This window comes from Kocuria tytonis (assembly GCF_003226895.2).
In the GTDB taxonomy this organism is placed as follows: Bacteria; Actinomycetota; Actinomycetes; order Actinomycetales; family Micrococcaceae; genus Kocuria; species Kocuria tytonis.
On record NZ_PNJG02000001.1, the window covers coordinates 459,593 to 475,719 of the forward strand.

Here is a 16,127-nt window from a genome sequence, read left to right on the forward strand (position 1 = left end):
CACTGGGCGGGTGTCCACAGACCCCGCCGATCTCCCCGCCGAGCCGCGCGTCTCCTACACGGTCCTGCGCCCGGGCGCCCCGCACACCGCCGAGCTCGAGGTCAGGAAGTCCCGCTTCCTCGCCGTCCTGGGCCGCGTGGACAGCGAGGACGAGGCCCGCGAGCTGATCGCGCGCACGGCCGCCGAGCACCGGGACGCCAGGCACCACTGCACGGCGTTCGTCCTGGGCCCCGGTCGTGAGGTCGCACGCTCCTCGGACGACGGCGAACCGTCCGGCACCGCGGGCATGCCCATCCTCCAGGCCCTGACCCAGTACGCCACCCCGCGGCAGCACGCCGCCGGCGCACCCGGGGACCTCTCGGACGTGTGCGCCGTGGTCGTGCGCTGGTTCGGTGGTGTGAAGCTCGGCGCGGGCGGACTGGTCCGGGCCTACTCGGGTGCCGTGAGCGCGGCACTGCAGGGCGCTCCCCTGCTCCGCCGGCTGCGGTGCCGCGAGGTGGACCTCACCGCTGCCCACGCGGACGCCGGGCGGGTGGAGGCCGAGCTGCGCGCCCAGGGCTTCACGGTGCAGCCCACGGACTACGACGCCGCCCGGGCCACCCTGCACCTGCTCGTCCCGGACCTGCCCGCCGAGCTGCGGGCCGCCCAGGAGGCGCTCGCGAGCATCACCTCCGGCCGCGCCGCGGTGCGGCTCGGGCCGCCCCGGTGGCGGGACGTGCCGGGGTCGTAGCGCTGCCGGCAACGCGAGAGGTCCCGCACCCCTGACGGGGTGCGGGACCTCTTTCGTGCGGATCAGTGCCTGTCAGCGGGCACCGTCACGCGTCACTCAGTGACCGGTGAGCTTCTCGCGCAGGGCAGCGAGGGCCTCGTCGGACGCCAGCGTGCCGGAGTCCTCGGCCGGAGCCTCGGAGGAGTAGCTCGTGGGGCCGGAGGAGTGGCTCTGCGACGGAGCGGGGGACGACGAGGAGGAAGAGGACGACGACGAGGTGGTCGCGGCTTCCAGATCGTCCTGGATGTGCTTGCGCACCTGCTCCTTGTGGGCCTCCCAGCGGGACTGCGCCTGGGCGTACTGCTCCTCCCAGGCCGCGCGCTGCTCCTCGTAGCCCTCGATCCACTCGTTGGTCTCGGGATCGAAGCCCTCGGGGTACTTGTAGTTGCCCTGGTCGTCGTACTCGGCGGCCATGCCGTACTGGGCGGGATCGAACTCGGTGGACTCCGGGTCCACACCCTCGTTCGCCTGCTTCAGGGACAGCGAGATCCGGCGGCGGTCCAGGTCGATGTCGATGACCTTGACGAAGAGCTCCTCGTTCACGGACACGACCTGCTCGGCCATGTCCACGTGGCGCTGCGCCAGCTCGGAGATGTGCACCAGACCCTCGATGCCGTCCTCGACGCGCACGAACGCACCGAAGGGAACCAGCTTGGTGACCTTGCCCGGCACGACCTGACCCAGGGCGTGGGTGCGGGCGAAGAGCTGCCAGGGATCCTCCTGGGTGGCCTTCAGGGACAGGGACACGCGCTCGCGGTCCATGTCCACGTCCAGGACCTCCACGGTGACTTCCTGACCGACCTCGACGACCTCGGAGGGGTGGTCGATGTGCTTCCAGGACAGCTCGGAGACGTGCACCAGGCCGTCCACGCCACCGAGGTCCACGAACGCGCCGAAGTTGACGATCGAGGACACGGTGCCCGTGCGGACCTGGCCCTTCTGCAGCTGCTGCAGGAAGTTGGCGCGGACCTCGGACTGGGTCTGCTCGAGCCACGAGCGGCGGGACAGGACCACGTTGTTGCGGTTCTTGTCCAGCTCGATGATCTTGGCCTCGAGCTGCTGGCCGATGTACGGAGCGAGGTCGCGGACACGGCGCATCTCCACGAGGGAGGCGGGCAGGAAGCCGCGCAGGCCGATGTCCAGGATGAGACCACCCTTGACGACCTCGATGACGGTACCGGTGACGACGCCGTCGTCCTCCTTGACCTTCTCGATGTCGCCCCAGGCGCGCTCGTACTGAGCGCGCTTCTTGGACAGGATCAGGCGGCCTTCCTTGTCCTCCTTGGTGAGGACCAGAGCCTCCACCTCGTCACCCACGGCCACGACATCGTCGGGGTTGATGTCGTGCTTGATGGACAGCTCGCGCGAGGGGATGACACCTTCGGTCTTGTAGCCGATGTCCAGGAGGACCTCGTCGCGGTCGACCTTGACGACGGTGCCTTCCACGAGGTCGCCGTCGTTGAAGTACTTGATGGTCGCGTCGACAGCGGCGAGGAAGTCCTCTTCGGTTCCGATGTCGTTGACGGCGACCTGCTGGGTGGTGGTGGTCATGTAGTAGGGACTCCGATGGAATTGGTGTGATGGTTTATCGCCGCCGCCCCCGCCCGGTGGGGCATGGTGGAGCGGCAACGTACAGCTTGGTGTGGGCGTGCGAAAACACGCACCCTGCCAGTCTAGTGCCGGCGGGGTGCGCGTTCAAGCGAGGGACGCTCAGAACGGGGAGATGCAGTACGGCTCCGTGGGCGTGGACATCAGGGCCTGGACGTCACGCAGCGCGGTGGCGTCCCGCACGCGCAGCAGGCCGGCGTCGTGCAGGGTGGAGGCCTTGACCGCGCCGAGGTACAGCGAGCCGAGCGAGTCGACGTTCAGAGCGGCGTCCGCCCCGTCCGGCAGCTCCACCACAGGCAGCGACTTGCCCTGCCGGTCCTCCTCCGTGCGGGGCCGGTCCCCCGTCCGTTCCACCCGGGTCCGAGCGCCCGTGGTGTCGATCACGTAGATGCCGTCCGCGAAGCCCATGGAGTCCACGATCGACAGGGTCACCCGGCGGTGGGAGGTGTACGGGCGCGCCGTCAGCGCCGCCACGGGATCGAGGACGCGCAACCACACCTGCTCGTAGCGCTTGCGCACGGTGTACGCGGACATGTCCACCATGCCCCACATCAGCGGGTCCTCGATCTGCGCGGCTTTGTACCGCACCTCGGTGACCAGGTCCAGGTTGCACAGGTACTCCCACAGCCCGATGCGCGACTGCGGGGTCACGCCCACGAGGTCCACGACCTCGAGGGTGCCCTGGTAGCCCTGGGTGGGCAGGAACCGGTAGCTCACGTAGCCGTCCGGCTCCCCCGCCCCGTCGTAGTGCACCGCGGTGCGGACGTCCGGCTCGGGTGCGGCCTTGTGCCAGTTCCACTCGCCCGAGATCAGGTCCCACCACTTCTTCGTGCGGGTCAGCGAACCCGCGGTGCGCTCGTGGAAGCGCGCGAAGATCTCCGGGGCCAGTCGGGCCACTGCGGCGTTGTCGGCCATCTCCACGGAGCCGACCGCGGGGGCCTTGAGGTTCAGCCTGGTGTGGGCGTCCACCGTGACCTCCGCGTTGAACGTGGCCGCACCGAAGCCGAACCGGCCGTAGATGGTGGCCTCGGAGGCCGTGAGGGCCGCCAGCGGGAAACCGGCCCGGTGGGCCTCGGTGAGGTCGTCCGTCATGAGGCGGCGCAGCAGACCCCTGCGGGCGTGCGTGGGGCGCACGGTGACCTCGGAGATGAGCCAGGCCGGCACGCTGCGACCCTCCCCCAGGGTCAGCTGGGAGTCCCACGAGCAGAACGTGGCCACGGGACGCTCGGCGCCCAGCGCGGCAGGGGGGACCGGGTCCGCGGTGTAGACCGAGCGCAGGCGCGTCCCGGCCGCCCGCATCGAGGCCAGCGCCCGCTCGGTGGCCTCTGCGGTGGGTTCGCCGTCGTGGAAGCCCTGGGACACGGCACGGTTCCACTGCACCGCCTCCGGGTTCTGCTCCGGGCCGCCCTCGCCCACGGTGAAGCGGCGCAGCGTGTAGGTGTTGCCGCGTGCGCTGTGGCTGGTCTCGCAGGGCTGCTGCGGGGGTGTGGTGCTCATGGTGCTCCTCGTCGTCTCGGGGGTCGTGGGGTCTCGCGTGCCGCGCGTCAGTGGGCGGCCTGGTGCCAGGTGCGGCCCGTGCCCACGTTGACGTCCAGGGGGACGGTGAGATCCGCGGCCCCGGCCATCTCGGTGCGCAGGATCCGCTCCACGGCCTCGCCCTCCCCGGGGGCGACCTCCACGATCAGTTCGTCGTGGACCTGCAGCAGCACGCGTGAGCGCAGCTGCCCGTCCCGCAGGGCACGGTCCACGCCGATCATCGCCTTCTTGATGATGTCCGCCGCGGAGCCCTGGATGGGGGCGTTCAGCGCCATGCGCTCGGCGGCCTGGCGGGCCTGGCGGTTCTCGCTCGTGAGGTCCGGGAGGTACCGGCGGCGGCCGTCGATGGTCTCGGTGTAGCCCTTGGAGCGGGCATCCTCCACCACCCCGCGCAGGAAGTCGCGCACGCCGCCGAAGCGCTCGAAGTACCCGCTCATCATGGTGCGGGCCTCGTCCACGCCGATCCCCAGCTGCTGGGACAGCCCGTAGGAGCTCAGTCCGTAGACCAGCCCGTAGCTCATGGCCTTGACCTTGGAGCGCATCTGCGGGGTGACTTCCTGCGGGGAGACGTCGAACACGCGGGAGCCCACGAAGCGGTGCAGGTCCTCACCGCCGCGGAAGGCCTCGATGAGCCCCTCGTCACCGGAGAGGTGCGCCATGATGCGCATCTCGATCTGCGAGTAGTCCGCGGTCATCAGGCACTCGTACGGGCCGCCGTCCTGTCCCACCACGAACACGTCCCGGATGCGCTGGCCCTGCTCCGTGCGCACGGGGATGTTCTGCAGGTTGGGACCGGTGGAGGACAGCCGGCCGGTCGCGGCCACGGTCTGCTGGTAGGTGGTGTGGATCCGGCCGTCGTCCGCGATCGCGTCCCGCAGCCCGGCCACGATCTGCTTGAGCTTGGAGTACTCGCGCCAGTTCATGAGCGCCACGAGGAACCGGGAGCCGGGGGTCTCGGGCGAGACCTTGCCGATCAGGTCCGCCACCGCCGCGGCGTCCGTGGTGTAGCCGGTCTTGGTCTTCTTGGTCTTGGGCAGGCCGAGCTCGTCGAACATCACGGCCTGCAGCTGCTTGGTGGAGCCCAGGTTGACCTCGTGGTCCAGCTGCGCCTGGGCCTGCTCGAACGCCCGGTCGATGGGCTGCTGCAGGTCCTCGAACAGCCGGTCGATCCCCGGGCGGTCCATGGCGATGCCCGTGGCCTCCATGCGGGCGAGGATCACGGCCAGCGGCAGCTCGAGGTCCGTGAGCAGGCCGAGCTGCCCGTCCGCCTCGAGCAGTCCCCGCAGGTGCTCGCTCAGCTCCCGGCACGCCCGGCCGAGGGTGGCCTCGCGGACCAGCACGGCGTCACCGACGCCGGAGAGCTCGTCCGCCTCGCCCAGCGCGAGCTCGGTCTGGCCGTGCGCGTCGGAGCCGGCAGCGGCGGCCTCCGCGGCGGGGACCTCCACCTCCAGGTGCTGCGCGAGCTGCGACTCGAGTTCGTAGGACCGCAGTGCCGGGCGCACGAGGTAGCCCGAGAGCTGGACGTCGTCGCGGACCCCCTCCAGCGCGATGCCGCGCTGGCCCAGCCCGCGGTGGAGGTCCTTGAGCCCGTCCACGATCTTGGGGGCCGCGGCGTCCCCGAGCCAGTCCTCCACGGCCCGGGTGAGCGGCTGGTCCGCGGCCACGAGGTCCAGGGCGGCCCCGGTCCGCCCCGTGAGCACGAGGGTGGTGACCTCCCGTCCGGAGGGTGCCTTGGGGTCCGGGGACAGCCGGCGCACGACGACGGGCGCACCGGCCTCCTGCGCGCCCAGCCAGTCCGTGAACTGCTGGGCCGCGCGGACCCGCGTGACGTCCGTGACCTCGGGTGCCGTGGCGGCGGCGTCGGCCGCGGTCCGCGCCCCGAAGGCGTCGAGCAGGCGCGAGCGCAGCTGGGATCCGAACTCGAGCTCGTCGAAGACCTCTCCCACCCGCTCCGGGTCCGCCTCCGGGAGGGCGGCGTCCGCGAGGTCGAGGTCCAGCGGCAGGTCCGTGAGCAGGCGGTTGAGTTTGCGGTTGCGGCGCACGAGGTCCGCGTTCTCGCGCAGCGCCTCCCCCTTCTTGCCCGTGATCTCCTCCGCGTGCTCCAGCAGCGACTCCACGGGGCCGTAGGCGGCGATCCACTTGGCGGCGAATCCGGGGCCCACGCCGGGCACACCCGGGAGGTTGTCCGCGGTCTCGCCCGTGAGTGCCGCGAGATCGGGGTAGTTGGGGGGCGCCACCTTGTACTTCTCGTAGACGGCCGCCGCGTCCATGCGGCGCAGGTCGGACGGGGTGCGGCCGGGGTAGACCACCGTGACGTGGTCCGTGATCATCTGGAAGGCGTCGCGGTCGCCGGAGAACACCAGGACCTCGAAGTCCTCGGCGGCGGCCACGGAGGCGAGGGTGGCCAGGACGTCGTCCGCCTCGTGGCCCTGCATGGTGACGATCGGGACGCCCAGTGCCTCCAGGACGCGCTGGATGGCGGGGATCTGACCGTGGAACTCCTCGGGGGTCTCGTCGCGGCCGCTCTTGTACTCGCCGTACTCCTGGGAGCGCAGCGTGGGGCCCTCGAGGTCGAAGGAGACCACGAGGTGCGTGGGCTTCTCCTCCCGCACGAGCTTGACCATGGTGTTGACGAAGCCGTACACGGCCTCGGTGTGCACGCCCTCGGACGTCACGAAGCCGGGGCCGTTGCCGTACTCCGCGGCGCGGGACAGCGCGAAGAACGCGCGGAAGGCCAGTGAGTGGCCGTCGATCAGCAGCAGCCGCTTCCCGGGCCGGGACACCGGGACGGGCAGCTGGACCTCCGCGGGGTGCCCGGTCTTCGCGCCGATCACCACCGTGCGGGACTCGGATGATTCCTGGCTGGCCTGCCTGCTCGTCTCAGTCACGGGACCATCCTAGGGCCACCCTGCGACAGGGCCGCCGCGGGGCGTTCAGGCCACCTGGTTGATGATGGCCTCCGCCACCTCGCGCATGGACAGCCGGCGGTCCATGGACGTCTTCTGGATCCAGCGGAACGCCTCGGGCTCGGACAGGCCCATCTTGGTCTGCAGCAGGGACTTCGCGCGCTCCACGAGCTTGCGCGTGGCGAACTGCTCCTTCATGTCCGCCACCTCGTTCTCGAGGGCGGCGATCTCCTCGAACCGGGACATGGCGATCTCGATGGCCGGCACGACGTCGTCCACCGTGAACGGCTTGACCACGTAGGCCATGGCACCGGCCTCGCGCGCGCGCTCCACGAGCTCGCGCTGGCTGAACGCGGTCAGCAGCACCACCGGGGCGATCCGCTCGGCGGCGATCTGCTCCGCTGCCGTGATCCCGTCCATCACGGGCATCTTCACGTCCATGAGCACGAGGTCCGGGCGGTGCTCGGTGGCCAGGGCCACGGCGCGTTCACCGTTCTCCGCCTGGCCCACCACGCGGTAGCCGGTATCCTCGAGCATCTCCACGATGTCCATGCGGATCAGGGCCTCGTCCTCCGCGACCACCACGGTGCGGGGGGCCGCCCCGGTGTTCTCGGCGCTCGGCCCGGCCTGCTCCGCCGTGGCATCCGCGGTGTCGGGCTCGGGGGTGTGCTGCGGATCCGTCACGGGTGCTCCTCGGCTCGGTGGTCGTCTCGATGATCTCGACACCGCATCCAACCACGAGTGCGGCGCGCACGCCCCGTGAGACACAGCACAGCGCCGCGGTCCAGGGGGATGCCTGAGTCCAGCCTAGACCCATCATGTATGCTGTGAGCCGCCGTTCGGCGCCGGATCCCACCCTTCTCGCGGGGCTCGGCCGCCGCACCGTTGCCCAAGTGGCGGAATTGGCAGACGCGCCGCACTCAAAATGCGGTATGGAGACATGTGTGGGTTCGAGTCCCACCTTGGGCACCCCTCCCAGGCCCCGTTCGACGCCCGTCGGACGGGGCCTTTCCCACGCCCTCCCGGGCCTGCACCGGGGACGACGACGGCGCGGGGCCCGGATCCCTCGATCCGCACCCCGCGCCGTCGTGCGCCCACCCGCGTGGGCGGGCTCTCCGCCGGTCAGCGGATCACGGCTCCCGCCACGAGATGGAGCCCGGCAGGCTCGTGCCCCACGGGCCCACCCGCTCGTGCGGATCCCGCCGGGGTGCCTCCCCCGCGTCCTGGAGATCACCCACGCGGTGCACCTTGACCAGGTTGGTGGACCCGGCGTGCCCGGGGGGCGAGCCGGCGCAGATCACCACCATGTCCTCGGTGTCCGCGAGGTCGTACTCCAGCAGGTAGTGGTCCACCTGGCGGGTCATGTCGTCGGTGTGCTCCACGCGGTCCACCCGGATGGGGTGCACGCCCCACAGCAGCTGCAGCCAGGACTGCACGCTCGTCTCCGGGGTGAACGCGAGGATGGGGCGGTCCGGGCGCAGCCGGGAGAGCCGACGCGCGGAGTCACCGGACTGGGTGAACGTGCAGATGTAGTTCACGTTCAGCTGCCGTGCAATGGTCACGGCCGCGCGGGTGATGGCGCCGCCGCGCGTGCGGGGCTCCGTGCCGAGCGCCGGCATGCGGTCCATGCCCTCGCGCTCGGTGGCGGTGATGATGTCGGACATGGTCTCGAGGGTCTTGATGGGGTACTTGCCCACCGAGGTCTCGCCCGAGAGCATCACGGCGTCCGCGCCGTCGAGCACGGCGTTGGCGCAGTCCGAGGCCTCCGCGCGCGTGGGGCGCGGGTTGTCGATCATGGACTCGAGCACCTGGGTGGCCACGATCACGGGCTTGGCCCAGCGCCGGGCCAGCTCGATGGCGCGCTTCTGCACGATCGGCACGGCCTCCAGGGGAAGCTCGACGCCGAGGTCCCCGCGGGCCACCATGATGCCGTCGAACGCGTCGATGATCTCGTGCAGCGCGTCCACGGCCTGGGGCTTCTCGATCTTGGCGATCACGGGGATGGTGCGCCCCTCCTCCGCCATGATCTCGTGGACGCGGGTGATGTCCTTGGCGTCCCGCACGAAGGACAGCGCGATGATGTCCACGCCGCGCTGCAGGGCCCAGCGCAGGTCCGCCTCGTCCTTCTCGCTCAGGGCGGGCACGTTGACCGCGACGCCCGGGAGGTTGATGCCCTTGTGGTTCGACACCGTTCCGGGGACCACCACCTCGGTGGTGACGTCCGTGTCCGAGACGGCGGTGGCGCGCAGGGCCACCTTGCCGTCGTCGATCAGCAGCGGGTCGCCCACGTTGACGTCCCCCGGCAGGCCCTTGTGCGTGGTGGAGCACAGCTCCTTGGTGCCGGGCACGTCCCGCACGGTGATCGTGAACGTGTCGCCGATCTCGAGGTCGTGGGGGCCGTCCGCGAAGTTGCCCAGCCGGATCTTGGGGCCCTGCAGGTCCGCGAGGATCGCCACGGTGGTGCCGAGCTCGTCGCTCGCGCGCCGTAGGTTCTCGTAGGAGGCGTTGTGCACGGAGTGGTCGCCGTGGCTCATGTTCAGGCGGGCCACGTTCATTCCGGCCTCGATGGCCCGGGTGACGTTCTCGTAGGAGGAAATGGCGGGGCCGATGGTGGCCACGATCTTCGCTCGACGCATGTGGAGACTCCCTTTCGGAGAACGGATGGTTGGCACACACGACGAAGCGGCCGGGTCGCGCAGCCCGATGCTGCGTGGCCGCGGCCGCTTCGCCGATGTTGCTTTCCAGCCTAGCAACGCGGGGCAAGAATGAATATGAGCCCGCTGATGACCCGCTGCGTGCTCCGTCACACGGGTCAGCATGCGGGTCCCGCCCGCGCGCTCCCACCCGGTTCCGCCACCCGGACGGGGTCCTCGGGCCCGTGGCAGGGCCGAGGCCCGGCGCCCGTGGCCGGAGCCCGCCCCGGTGGCGGGGGCCCGTCGCCCGGAGCCCGGCGCCCTCAGAGGCTGAGGTCGATGGCCCGCTCCGAGGGCTCCACGGGCTCCGGCAGCCGGGTCTGACCCGTGAGGTGGCGCTCCACGTGCGCGGCGCACGCCCGGCCCTCCGCGATGGCCCACACCACGAGCGACTGCCCGCGCCCGGCGTCCCCGCACGAGAACACCCCGTCCACGGCCGTCATGTACGTCTCGTCCCGCTCCAGGTTGCTGCGGCGGTCCAGCGCCACCGGCAGCTGCTCCGTGAGCTGCTCGGACTCGGTGCCGGTGAAGCCCAGGGCCAGGAGTACCAGGTCCGCGGGCAGCACCTTCTCGGTGCCCGGGCGGGGAGCTCGGGTGCCGTCCTCGCGGTGCTCGGTCTCGGCGACCCGCAGGCCCGTGAGCACACCGTCCTCCCCCACGAACTCCACCGTGGCGGCCAGGTAGCTGCGCTCACCGCCCTCCTCGTGGGACGTGGACACCTCGAAGACCCGGGGCATCATGGGCCACGGCTCCTCGTCCGCCCGGTCCACCGGCGGCTTGCGCCCGATGGCCAGCGACGTCACGGACGCCGCGCCCTGGCGCAGCGCGGTGCCGATGCAGTCCGAGCCGGTGTCCCCGCCGCCGAGCACGATCACGTGCTTGCCGCGCGCGCCGATCGGATCGGGGACGTCGTCCCCCGCCACGTGCTTGTTGGAGCGCACCAGGTAGTCCATGGCGTAGTGGATCCCCGCCAGATCCCGCCCGGGGATGTCGAGATCCCGGGCCCGGGTGGCGCCCGTGGCCACGATGACGGCGTCGTAGCGCCGGCGCAGCACGTCCCACGTGATGTCCCTGCCGATCTCCACGCCCGGACGGAACCTGGTGCCCTCCTGGCGCATCACCTCCAGGCGGCGCTCCAGGACGGACTTCTCGAGCTTGAAGTCCGGGATGCCGTAGCGCAGCAGCCCGCCGATGCGGTCGTCGCGCTCGTACACCGCCACCGTGAACCCGGCCTGCGTGAGCTGCTGCGCGGCGGCGAGGCCCGCGGGCCCGGAGCCGACCACCGCGACGGTCCTGCCCACGAGCCGCTGCGGGATGCAGGGCTCGATCAGGCCGTCCTCGAACGCCTTCTCCCCGATCGCGTACTCCACCTGCTTGATGGTCACGGGATCCTGGTTGATGCCCAGCACGCACGAGGACTCGCACGGCGCGGGGCACACCCGCCCCGTGAACTCCGGGAAGTTGTTGGTGGCGTGCATCCGCTCGGACGCCTCGTCCCAGCGCTCCCGCCACACGAGGTCGTTCCACTCCGGGATCAGGTTGCCCAGGGGGCAGCCCTGGTGGCAGAACGGCACGCCGCAGTCCATGCAGCGCCCGGACTGCTGGTGTAGCACGCCGGCCTCCTGGCGCTGCTGCACCTCTTTGTAGTCCATGAGCCGCACCGGGACGGGGCGCTTGGGACGGTCCGCCCGCGAGCGGATCTCCAGGAAACCGCGGGGATCAGCCATGTCGGGTCGCCTCCAGGATCTTGTGCCAGGTGCCGTCGCCGTCCGGGTCCGCACCCTCGGCTTCGGCCTCGTTGCGCAGTGCGAGCACCGCGGAGTAGTCCCGCGGCAGCACCTTGGTGAACCGGTCCAGGCTCTGCTGGGGGTCCGCGAGCAGCGTGGCGGCGAACCGCGAGCCCGTCTCCTCGCCGTGGCGCTTGAGCAGGCCCAGCACCAGCTCCCGGTCGTCGTCGTCCAGGGGCGAGAGCTGCAGGTCGCCGTGCTCGCGTGCCTGCTTGTTGACGTCCAGCTCGTCGAGGTCCAGGACGTAGGCCACGCCCCCGGACATCCCGGCGCCGAAGTTGCGCCCGGTCTCGCCCAGGACCAGGGCGACGCCGCCGGTCATGTACTCGCAGCCGTGGTCTCCGATGCCCTCGACCACCGCGGTGGCCCCGGAGTTGCGGACCAGGAACCGCTCGCCCACCACGCCGTCGAAGAACATCTCGCCGCTCGTGGCGCCGTATCCGATCACGTTGCCGGCGATCACGTTCTCGTGGGCGGTGAAGCCCGCGTCCCGCGGTGGTCGCACCATGATCCGACCGCCGGAGAGCCCCTTGCCGGTGTAGTCGTTGGCGTCGCCCTCCAGCCGCAGCGTGATGCCGCGCGGGATGAACGCACCGAGGGACTGCCCGGCCGCGCCTGTCAGGGTCACGTCGATCGTGTCGTCCGGCAGCTCGCGCGTGCCGAGGGCGTTCGTGACGGTGTAGCCGAGCATCGTGCCCACCGCCCGGTCCGTGTTGTGCACGCGCTCCTGCACGCGCACGGGTTCGGCGTCGTCGATCGCGGGGCGCGCGAGCGGGATGAGCTTCGTGTCGAAGTGCTTCCCGAGCTCGTGGTCCTGCGCGGTGGTACTGCGCAGTCCGCCCGTGACGCCCTCCGCGCGGAAGGACTCCAGCACCGGGCTCAGGTCCAGGCCCTTGGCCTTCCAGTGCTCGACCGCCTCCCGGGTGCGCAGCACCTCGGAGTGGCCCACGGCCTCCGCGATGCTGCGGAAGCCGAGCTGCGCGAGGTGCTCGCGCACCTCCTGGGCGATGAACTCGAAGAAGTTCACCACGTGCTCGGCCTTTCCCGTGAAGCGCGAGCGCAACTCGGGGTTCTGGGTGGCCACACCCACGGGGCACGTGTCCAGGTGGCACTTGCGCATCATGATGCAGCCCTCCACCACGAGCGGCGCGGTGGCGAAGCCGAACTCCTCCGCCCCGAGCAGCGCGGCGACGACGACGTCCCGGCCGGTCTTCAGCTGTCCGTCCGCCTGCACCACCACGCGCTCGCGCAGCCCGTTGAGCCGCAGGGTCTGCTGGGTCTCGGCGAGCCCCAGCTCCCACGGCATGCCGGCGTGCTTGAGGGAGTTCAGGGGCGCGGCACCCGTGCCGCCGTCGTGGCCGGAGACCAGCACGACGTCGGCCTTGGCCTTGGTCACGCCCGCCGCCACCGTGCCGATCCCCCGCTCCGAGACGAGCTTGACGTGCACGCGCGCGTTCGGGTTGGCGCGCTTGAGGTCGTAGATCAGCTGCGCGAGGTCCTCGATGGAGTAGATGTCGTGGTGCGGCGGCGGGGAGATCAGGGAGACCCCCGGGGTGGAGTGCCGGGTGCGGGCGATCCACGGGTAGACCTTCCGTGCCATCAGCTGCCCGCCCTCGCCGGGCTTGGCGCCCTGGGCCATCTTGATCTGCAGGTCGTCCGCGGACGCGAGGTAGAGGCTCGTGACGCCGAAGCGCCCGGAGGCCACCTGCTTGACGGCCGAGCGGCGCTCGGGGTCCACGAGGCGCTCCACGTCCTCGCCTCCCTCGCCCGTGTTGGACTTGGCGCCCAGCCGGTTCATGGCGATCGCCAGCGTCTCGTGGGCCTCCATGGAGATGGAGCCGTAGCTCATGGCGCCCGTGGCGAAGCGCTTGACGATCTCGCTCACGGGTTCCACCTCGTCGATGTCCACCGGCTCACGGGTGGACTCGAAGCTCATGAGTCCGCGCAGGGACGCGATCTCCCTCGCCTGGTCGTCCACCCGCTGGGTGTAGGACTTGAAGATGTCGTAGCGCCCGGTGCGCGTGGCGTGCTGCAGCCGGAACACGGTGTGCGGGTCGAAGAGGTGGCGCGGGCCCTCACGGCGCCAGTCGTACTCGCCGCCGGTCGCGAGGTCCCGGTGGGGCTCGGTCACCCCGTCCTCGGGGTACGCGAGCCGGTGGCGGGCCTCGGTCTCCGCGGCGATCACGTCCAGGCCCACGCCCTCGATCTGCGTGCGGGTGCCCGTGAAGTAGTCGGCGACCAGCTCGCTGGACAGCCCCAGTGCCTCGAACGTCTGGGCGCCGCAGTAGGACTGCACGGTGGAGATGCCCATCTTGGACATGATTTTCTGCACGCCCTTCCCCAGGGCGGTGATGAGGTTCGCCACGGCCTGCTCCTCGGTGACGCCCTCGACGTCCCCGCGGCGCACGAGCTCCTCGGCGGACTCCATGGCCAGGTAGGGGTTCACCGCGGACGCCCCGTAGCCCAGCAGCAGGGCCACGTGGTGCACCTCACGCACGTCCCCGGACTCCACGATCAGCGCCACCCTCGTGCGGGTGGCCGAGCGCAGCAGGTGGTGGTGCACCGCCGACGTCAGCAGCAGCGAGGGGATGGGCGCCCAGACCCCGTTGGAGTCGCGGTCGGAGACGATCACGAACTGCACGCCGCGGTTCACGGCCGCGGAGACCTTCTCGCAGATCTCCGCGATCCGGGCCCGCAGGGACTGCGCCCCGTCCACCGGGCGGTAGAGCCCGCGCACGCGCAGACTCAGCGGGGCGCCGTCGTCGTCGTCCAGGTGCACGAACTGGTCCAGCTGGTCGTTGTCGATCACCGGGAAGGGCAGGCGGATCTGGCGCGTGCGGGTCTGCTGCGTGGACAGCATGTCGGCCATGGGTCCCACCGCACCGGCCATGGAGGTCACGAGCTCCTCGCGGATCGCGTCCAGCGGCGGATTGGTGACCTGCGCGAAGGACTGCACGAAGTAGTCGAACAGCAGGCGTGAACGGTTGGACAGCACCGCCACGGGGGTGTCCGTGCCCATGGCGTAGATGGGCTCGGCACCGGCGAGCGCCATGGGGCCGATGATCATCCTGAGCTCTTCCTCGGTGTAGCCGAAGGTCTTCTGGCGCAGCCGGATGGAGTGCGCGGGGTGCGTCATGTGCTCGCGCTGCGGCAGCTCCGCGATGGGACGCACGGAGTCCCGCACCCAGTCCTGCCACGGCCGGGCGGCCGCGAGCTCGGCCTTGATCTCGGCGTCCGGCACGATCCGGCCCTCGTCCGTGTCCACGAGGAACATGGTGCCGGGGGCCACGCGGCCCTTGCGCACGATCCTGCGGTCCCCCACGTCCACCACGCCCACCTCGGACGCGAAGACCACCAGACCGTCGTCGGTCTGCCAGAACCGGCCCGGACGCAGCCCGTTGCGGTCCAGCACGGAGCCCACGCGCACGCCGTCCGTGAAGGACACGCACGCCGGGCCGTCCCACGGCTCCATGAGCGTGGAGTGGTACTCGTAGAACGCCCTCAGCTGCGGGTCCATGCTCTCGTGGTTCTGCCACGCCTCCGGGATCAGCATGAGCATGGTCTCCGCCACCGGGCGGCCCGCGAGCTGCAGCAGCTCCGCGACCTCGTCCAGGGACTGGGAGTCCGAGGCGCCCTCGGAGCAGATGGGGAACAGGTCCTCGGGCTGCCGGCCCAGCACGGCCCCGGACATCGAGGACTGCCGGGCGCGCATCCAGTTCCGGTTGCCCACCACGGTGTTGATCTCCCCGTTGTGGGCCAGGGTGCGCATGGGCTGCGCGAGCGGCCAGGACGGGAACGTGTTGGTGGAGAAGCGCGAGTGCACCACGGCCAGCCGGGTCTCGAACCGGGGGTCGGAGAGGTCGGGGTAGAACGGCTCGAGCTGCGCGGTGGTGAGCATCCCCTTGTACACGAGCGTGCGGGAGGAGAACGAGGGGAAGTACACCCCGAACTTGTTCTGCGCCCGCTTGCGCACGCGGAACGCCCGCTGGTCCAGCTCCAGCTGCGCGGCCACCGGGTCGTGCGACGTGGCATCCCGGGCGAACAGGGAGGCCGCCCGCTCGTTGTGGCCGCTGTCCGAGACGAAGAACTGCACGAAGGTGGGCATCACGGCGCGCGCGGCGGCGCCCACGGCGTCGTCGACCACCGGGACGTCCCGCCAGCCGAGGACCGTGAGCCGCTCGGCGCGGGCCAGCTCCTCCAGGGCGCGCTTGAGCTCGGCCAGGTGCCTGCCGCCGGTGGGCAGGAACGCGGTGCCCACCACGTAGGCACCGCGGGGCGGAAGGTGGAAGTCCACGCTCTCGCGCAGGAACCGGTCCGGGATCTGGGTGAGGATCCCGGCGCCGTCGCCGGTGCCCTCGTCCCCGCCCACGGCACCGCGGTGCTCGAGGTTGCGCAGTGCGCCCAGCGCGGCGTCCACGATGTCGTGGGAGGCCACACCGTCCAGGGTGGCCACGACCGCGAGGCCGCACGCGTCCTTCTCGTCCTCCGCGTGGTACAGGCCCTGGTCCTCGGGGACCGCGGAGAACTGTTCGAAGGGCGAGACGGCGGCGGTGCGCTGCTCGTCCGGGGCGCCCGGCCGCGCGGCGTCGTGCCGGTCCGCGGGCGGTTCCCCGGTGGATCCGAGGTCACGGGAATGCTGTTGGCTCATGACGGAGCTCCTCACCAAGGGGTGGGCAGTTCTGGTGCGTCGACGAGACCCGGGAACACTCGGTGGGTGCGCGGCGGGCGTCGTGAGATCCATGTGACGCGTGTGTCCGCCCCGTTGCGGAAGGAAGCGGCTCTGTGGCGAGCCGAGGATCGGACCGGCGGGACCTTGAGGATGGGCGGT

Annotated in this window: 8 protein-coding genes and 1 tRNA gene; 2 read left to right on the top strand and 7 right to left on the bottom strand. The window is 71.1% G+C overall.

Annotated features, from left to right (window positions below):
- The first annotated feature begins 10 nt into the window (after positions 1-10).
- A complete protein-coding gene (locus C1C97_RS02075) occupies positions 11-730 on the top strand; it encodes an IMPACT family protein (RefSeq protein WP_121029851.1) in 720 nt (239 codons plus the stop codon).
- A 96-nt stretch (positions 731-826) separates the two neighbouring features.
- Here C1C97_RS02075 and rpsA read toward each other — a convergent pair whose 3' ends face one another.
- From rpsA to C1C97_RS02095, 4 genes are all read right to left on the bottom strand, one after another.
- On the bottom strand, positions 827-2,320 hold the full coding sequence (gene rpsA / locus C1C97_RS02080; protein WP_110918982.1) for a 30S ribosomal protein S1: 1,494 nt from the start codon (positions 2,318-2,320) through the stop codon (positions 827-829).
- A 159-nt stretch (positions 2,321-2,479) separates the two neighbouring features.
- Complete coding sequence (locus C1C97_RS02085) at positions 2,480-3,874, bottom strand: GNAT family N-acetyltransferase (RefSeq protein ID WP_110918981.1); 1,395 nt, start codon at positions 3,872-3,874, stop codon at positions 2,480-2,482.
- A 47-nt stretch (positions 3,875-3,921) separates the two neighbouring features.
- Positions 3,922-6,801, bottom strand: coding sequence for a DNA polymerase I (gene polA, locus C1C97_RS02090; protein ID WP_199712155.1), 2,880 nt, complete (start codon positions 6,799-6,801; stop codon positions 3,922-3,924).
- Positions 6,802-6,846: 45 nt separating this feature from the next.
- Entirely contained in the window at positions 6,847-7,404 is a 558-nt protein-coding gene (locus tag C1C97_RS02095; protein ID WP_121030491.1) for an ANTAR domain-containing response regulator, read from the bottom strand.
- A 302-nt stretch (positions 7,405-7,706) separates the two neighbouring features.
- Here C1C97_RS02095 and C1C97_RS02100 point away from each other — a divergent pair.
- Positions 7,707-7,788, top strand: a tRNA-Leu gene (locus C1C97_RS02100).
- A gap of 161 nt (positions 7,789-7,949) precedes the next feature.
- Here C1C97_RS02100 and pyk read toward each other — a convergent pair.
- The 3 genes from pyk to gltB all read right to left on the bottom strand — a co-directional run bounded on the left by pyk (position 7,950) and on the right by gltB (position 15,947).
- Positions 7,950-9,455 (bottom strand): pyruvate kinase, encoded by a 1,506-nt coding sequence (pyk, locus tag C1C97_RS02105; RefSeq protein ID WP_121029852.1) that lies wholly within the window; start codon positions 9,453-9,455, stop codon positions 7,950-7,952.
- A gap of 320 nt (positions 9,456-9,775) precedes the next feature.
- The gene (locus C1C97_RS02110; RefSeq protein WP_110918978.1) at positions 9,776-11,239 is read right to left on the bottom strand and encodes a glutamate synthase subunit beta; all 1,464 of its coding nucleotides are present in this window, start codon (positions 11,237-11,239) and stop codon (positions 9,776-9,778) included.
- Complete coding sequence (gene gltB, locus C1C97_RS02115; RefSeq protein WP_233542663.1) at positions 11,232-15,947, bottom strand: glutamate synthase large subunit; 4,716 nt, start codon at positions 15,945-15,947, stop codon at positions 11,232-11,234. Before gltB ends, C1C97_RS02110 begins: the two co-directional genes overlap by 8 nt.
- Positions 15,948-16,127: the final 180 nt, after the last annotated feature.

Excerpts from the sequence above, each read along its gene's own strand:
- gltB (WP_233542663.1), bottom strand. The coding sequence starts at position 15,947 with ATGAGCCAACAGCATTCCCGTGACCTCGGATCCACCGGGGAACCGCCC.
- pyk (WP_121029852.1), bottom strand. The coding sequence starts at position 9,455 with ATGCGTCGAGCGAAGATCGTGGCCACCATCGGCCCCGCCATTTCCTCC.
- C1C97_RS02085 (WP_110918981.1), bottom strand. The coding sequence starts at position 3,874 with ATGAGCACCACACCCCCGCAGCAGCCCTGCGAGACCAGCCACAGCGCA.
- rpsA (WP_110918982.1), bottom strand. The coding sequence starts at position 2,320 with ATGACCACCACCACCCAGCAGGTCGCCGTCAACGACATCGGAACCGAA.
- C1C97_RS02110 (WP_110918978.1), bottom strand. The coding sequence starts at position 11,239 with ATGGCTGATCCCCGCGGTTTCCTGGAGATCCGCTCGCGGGCGGACCGT.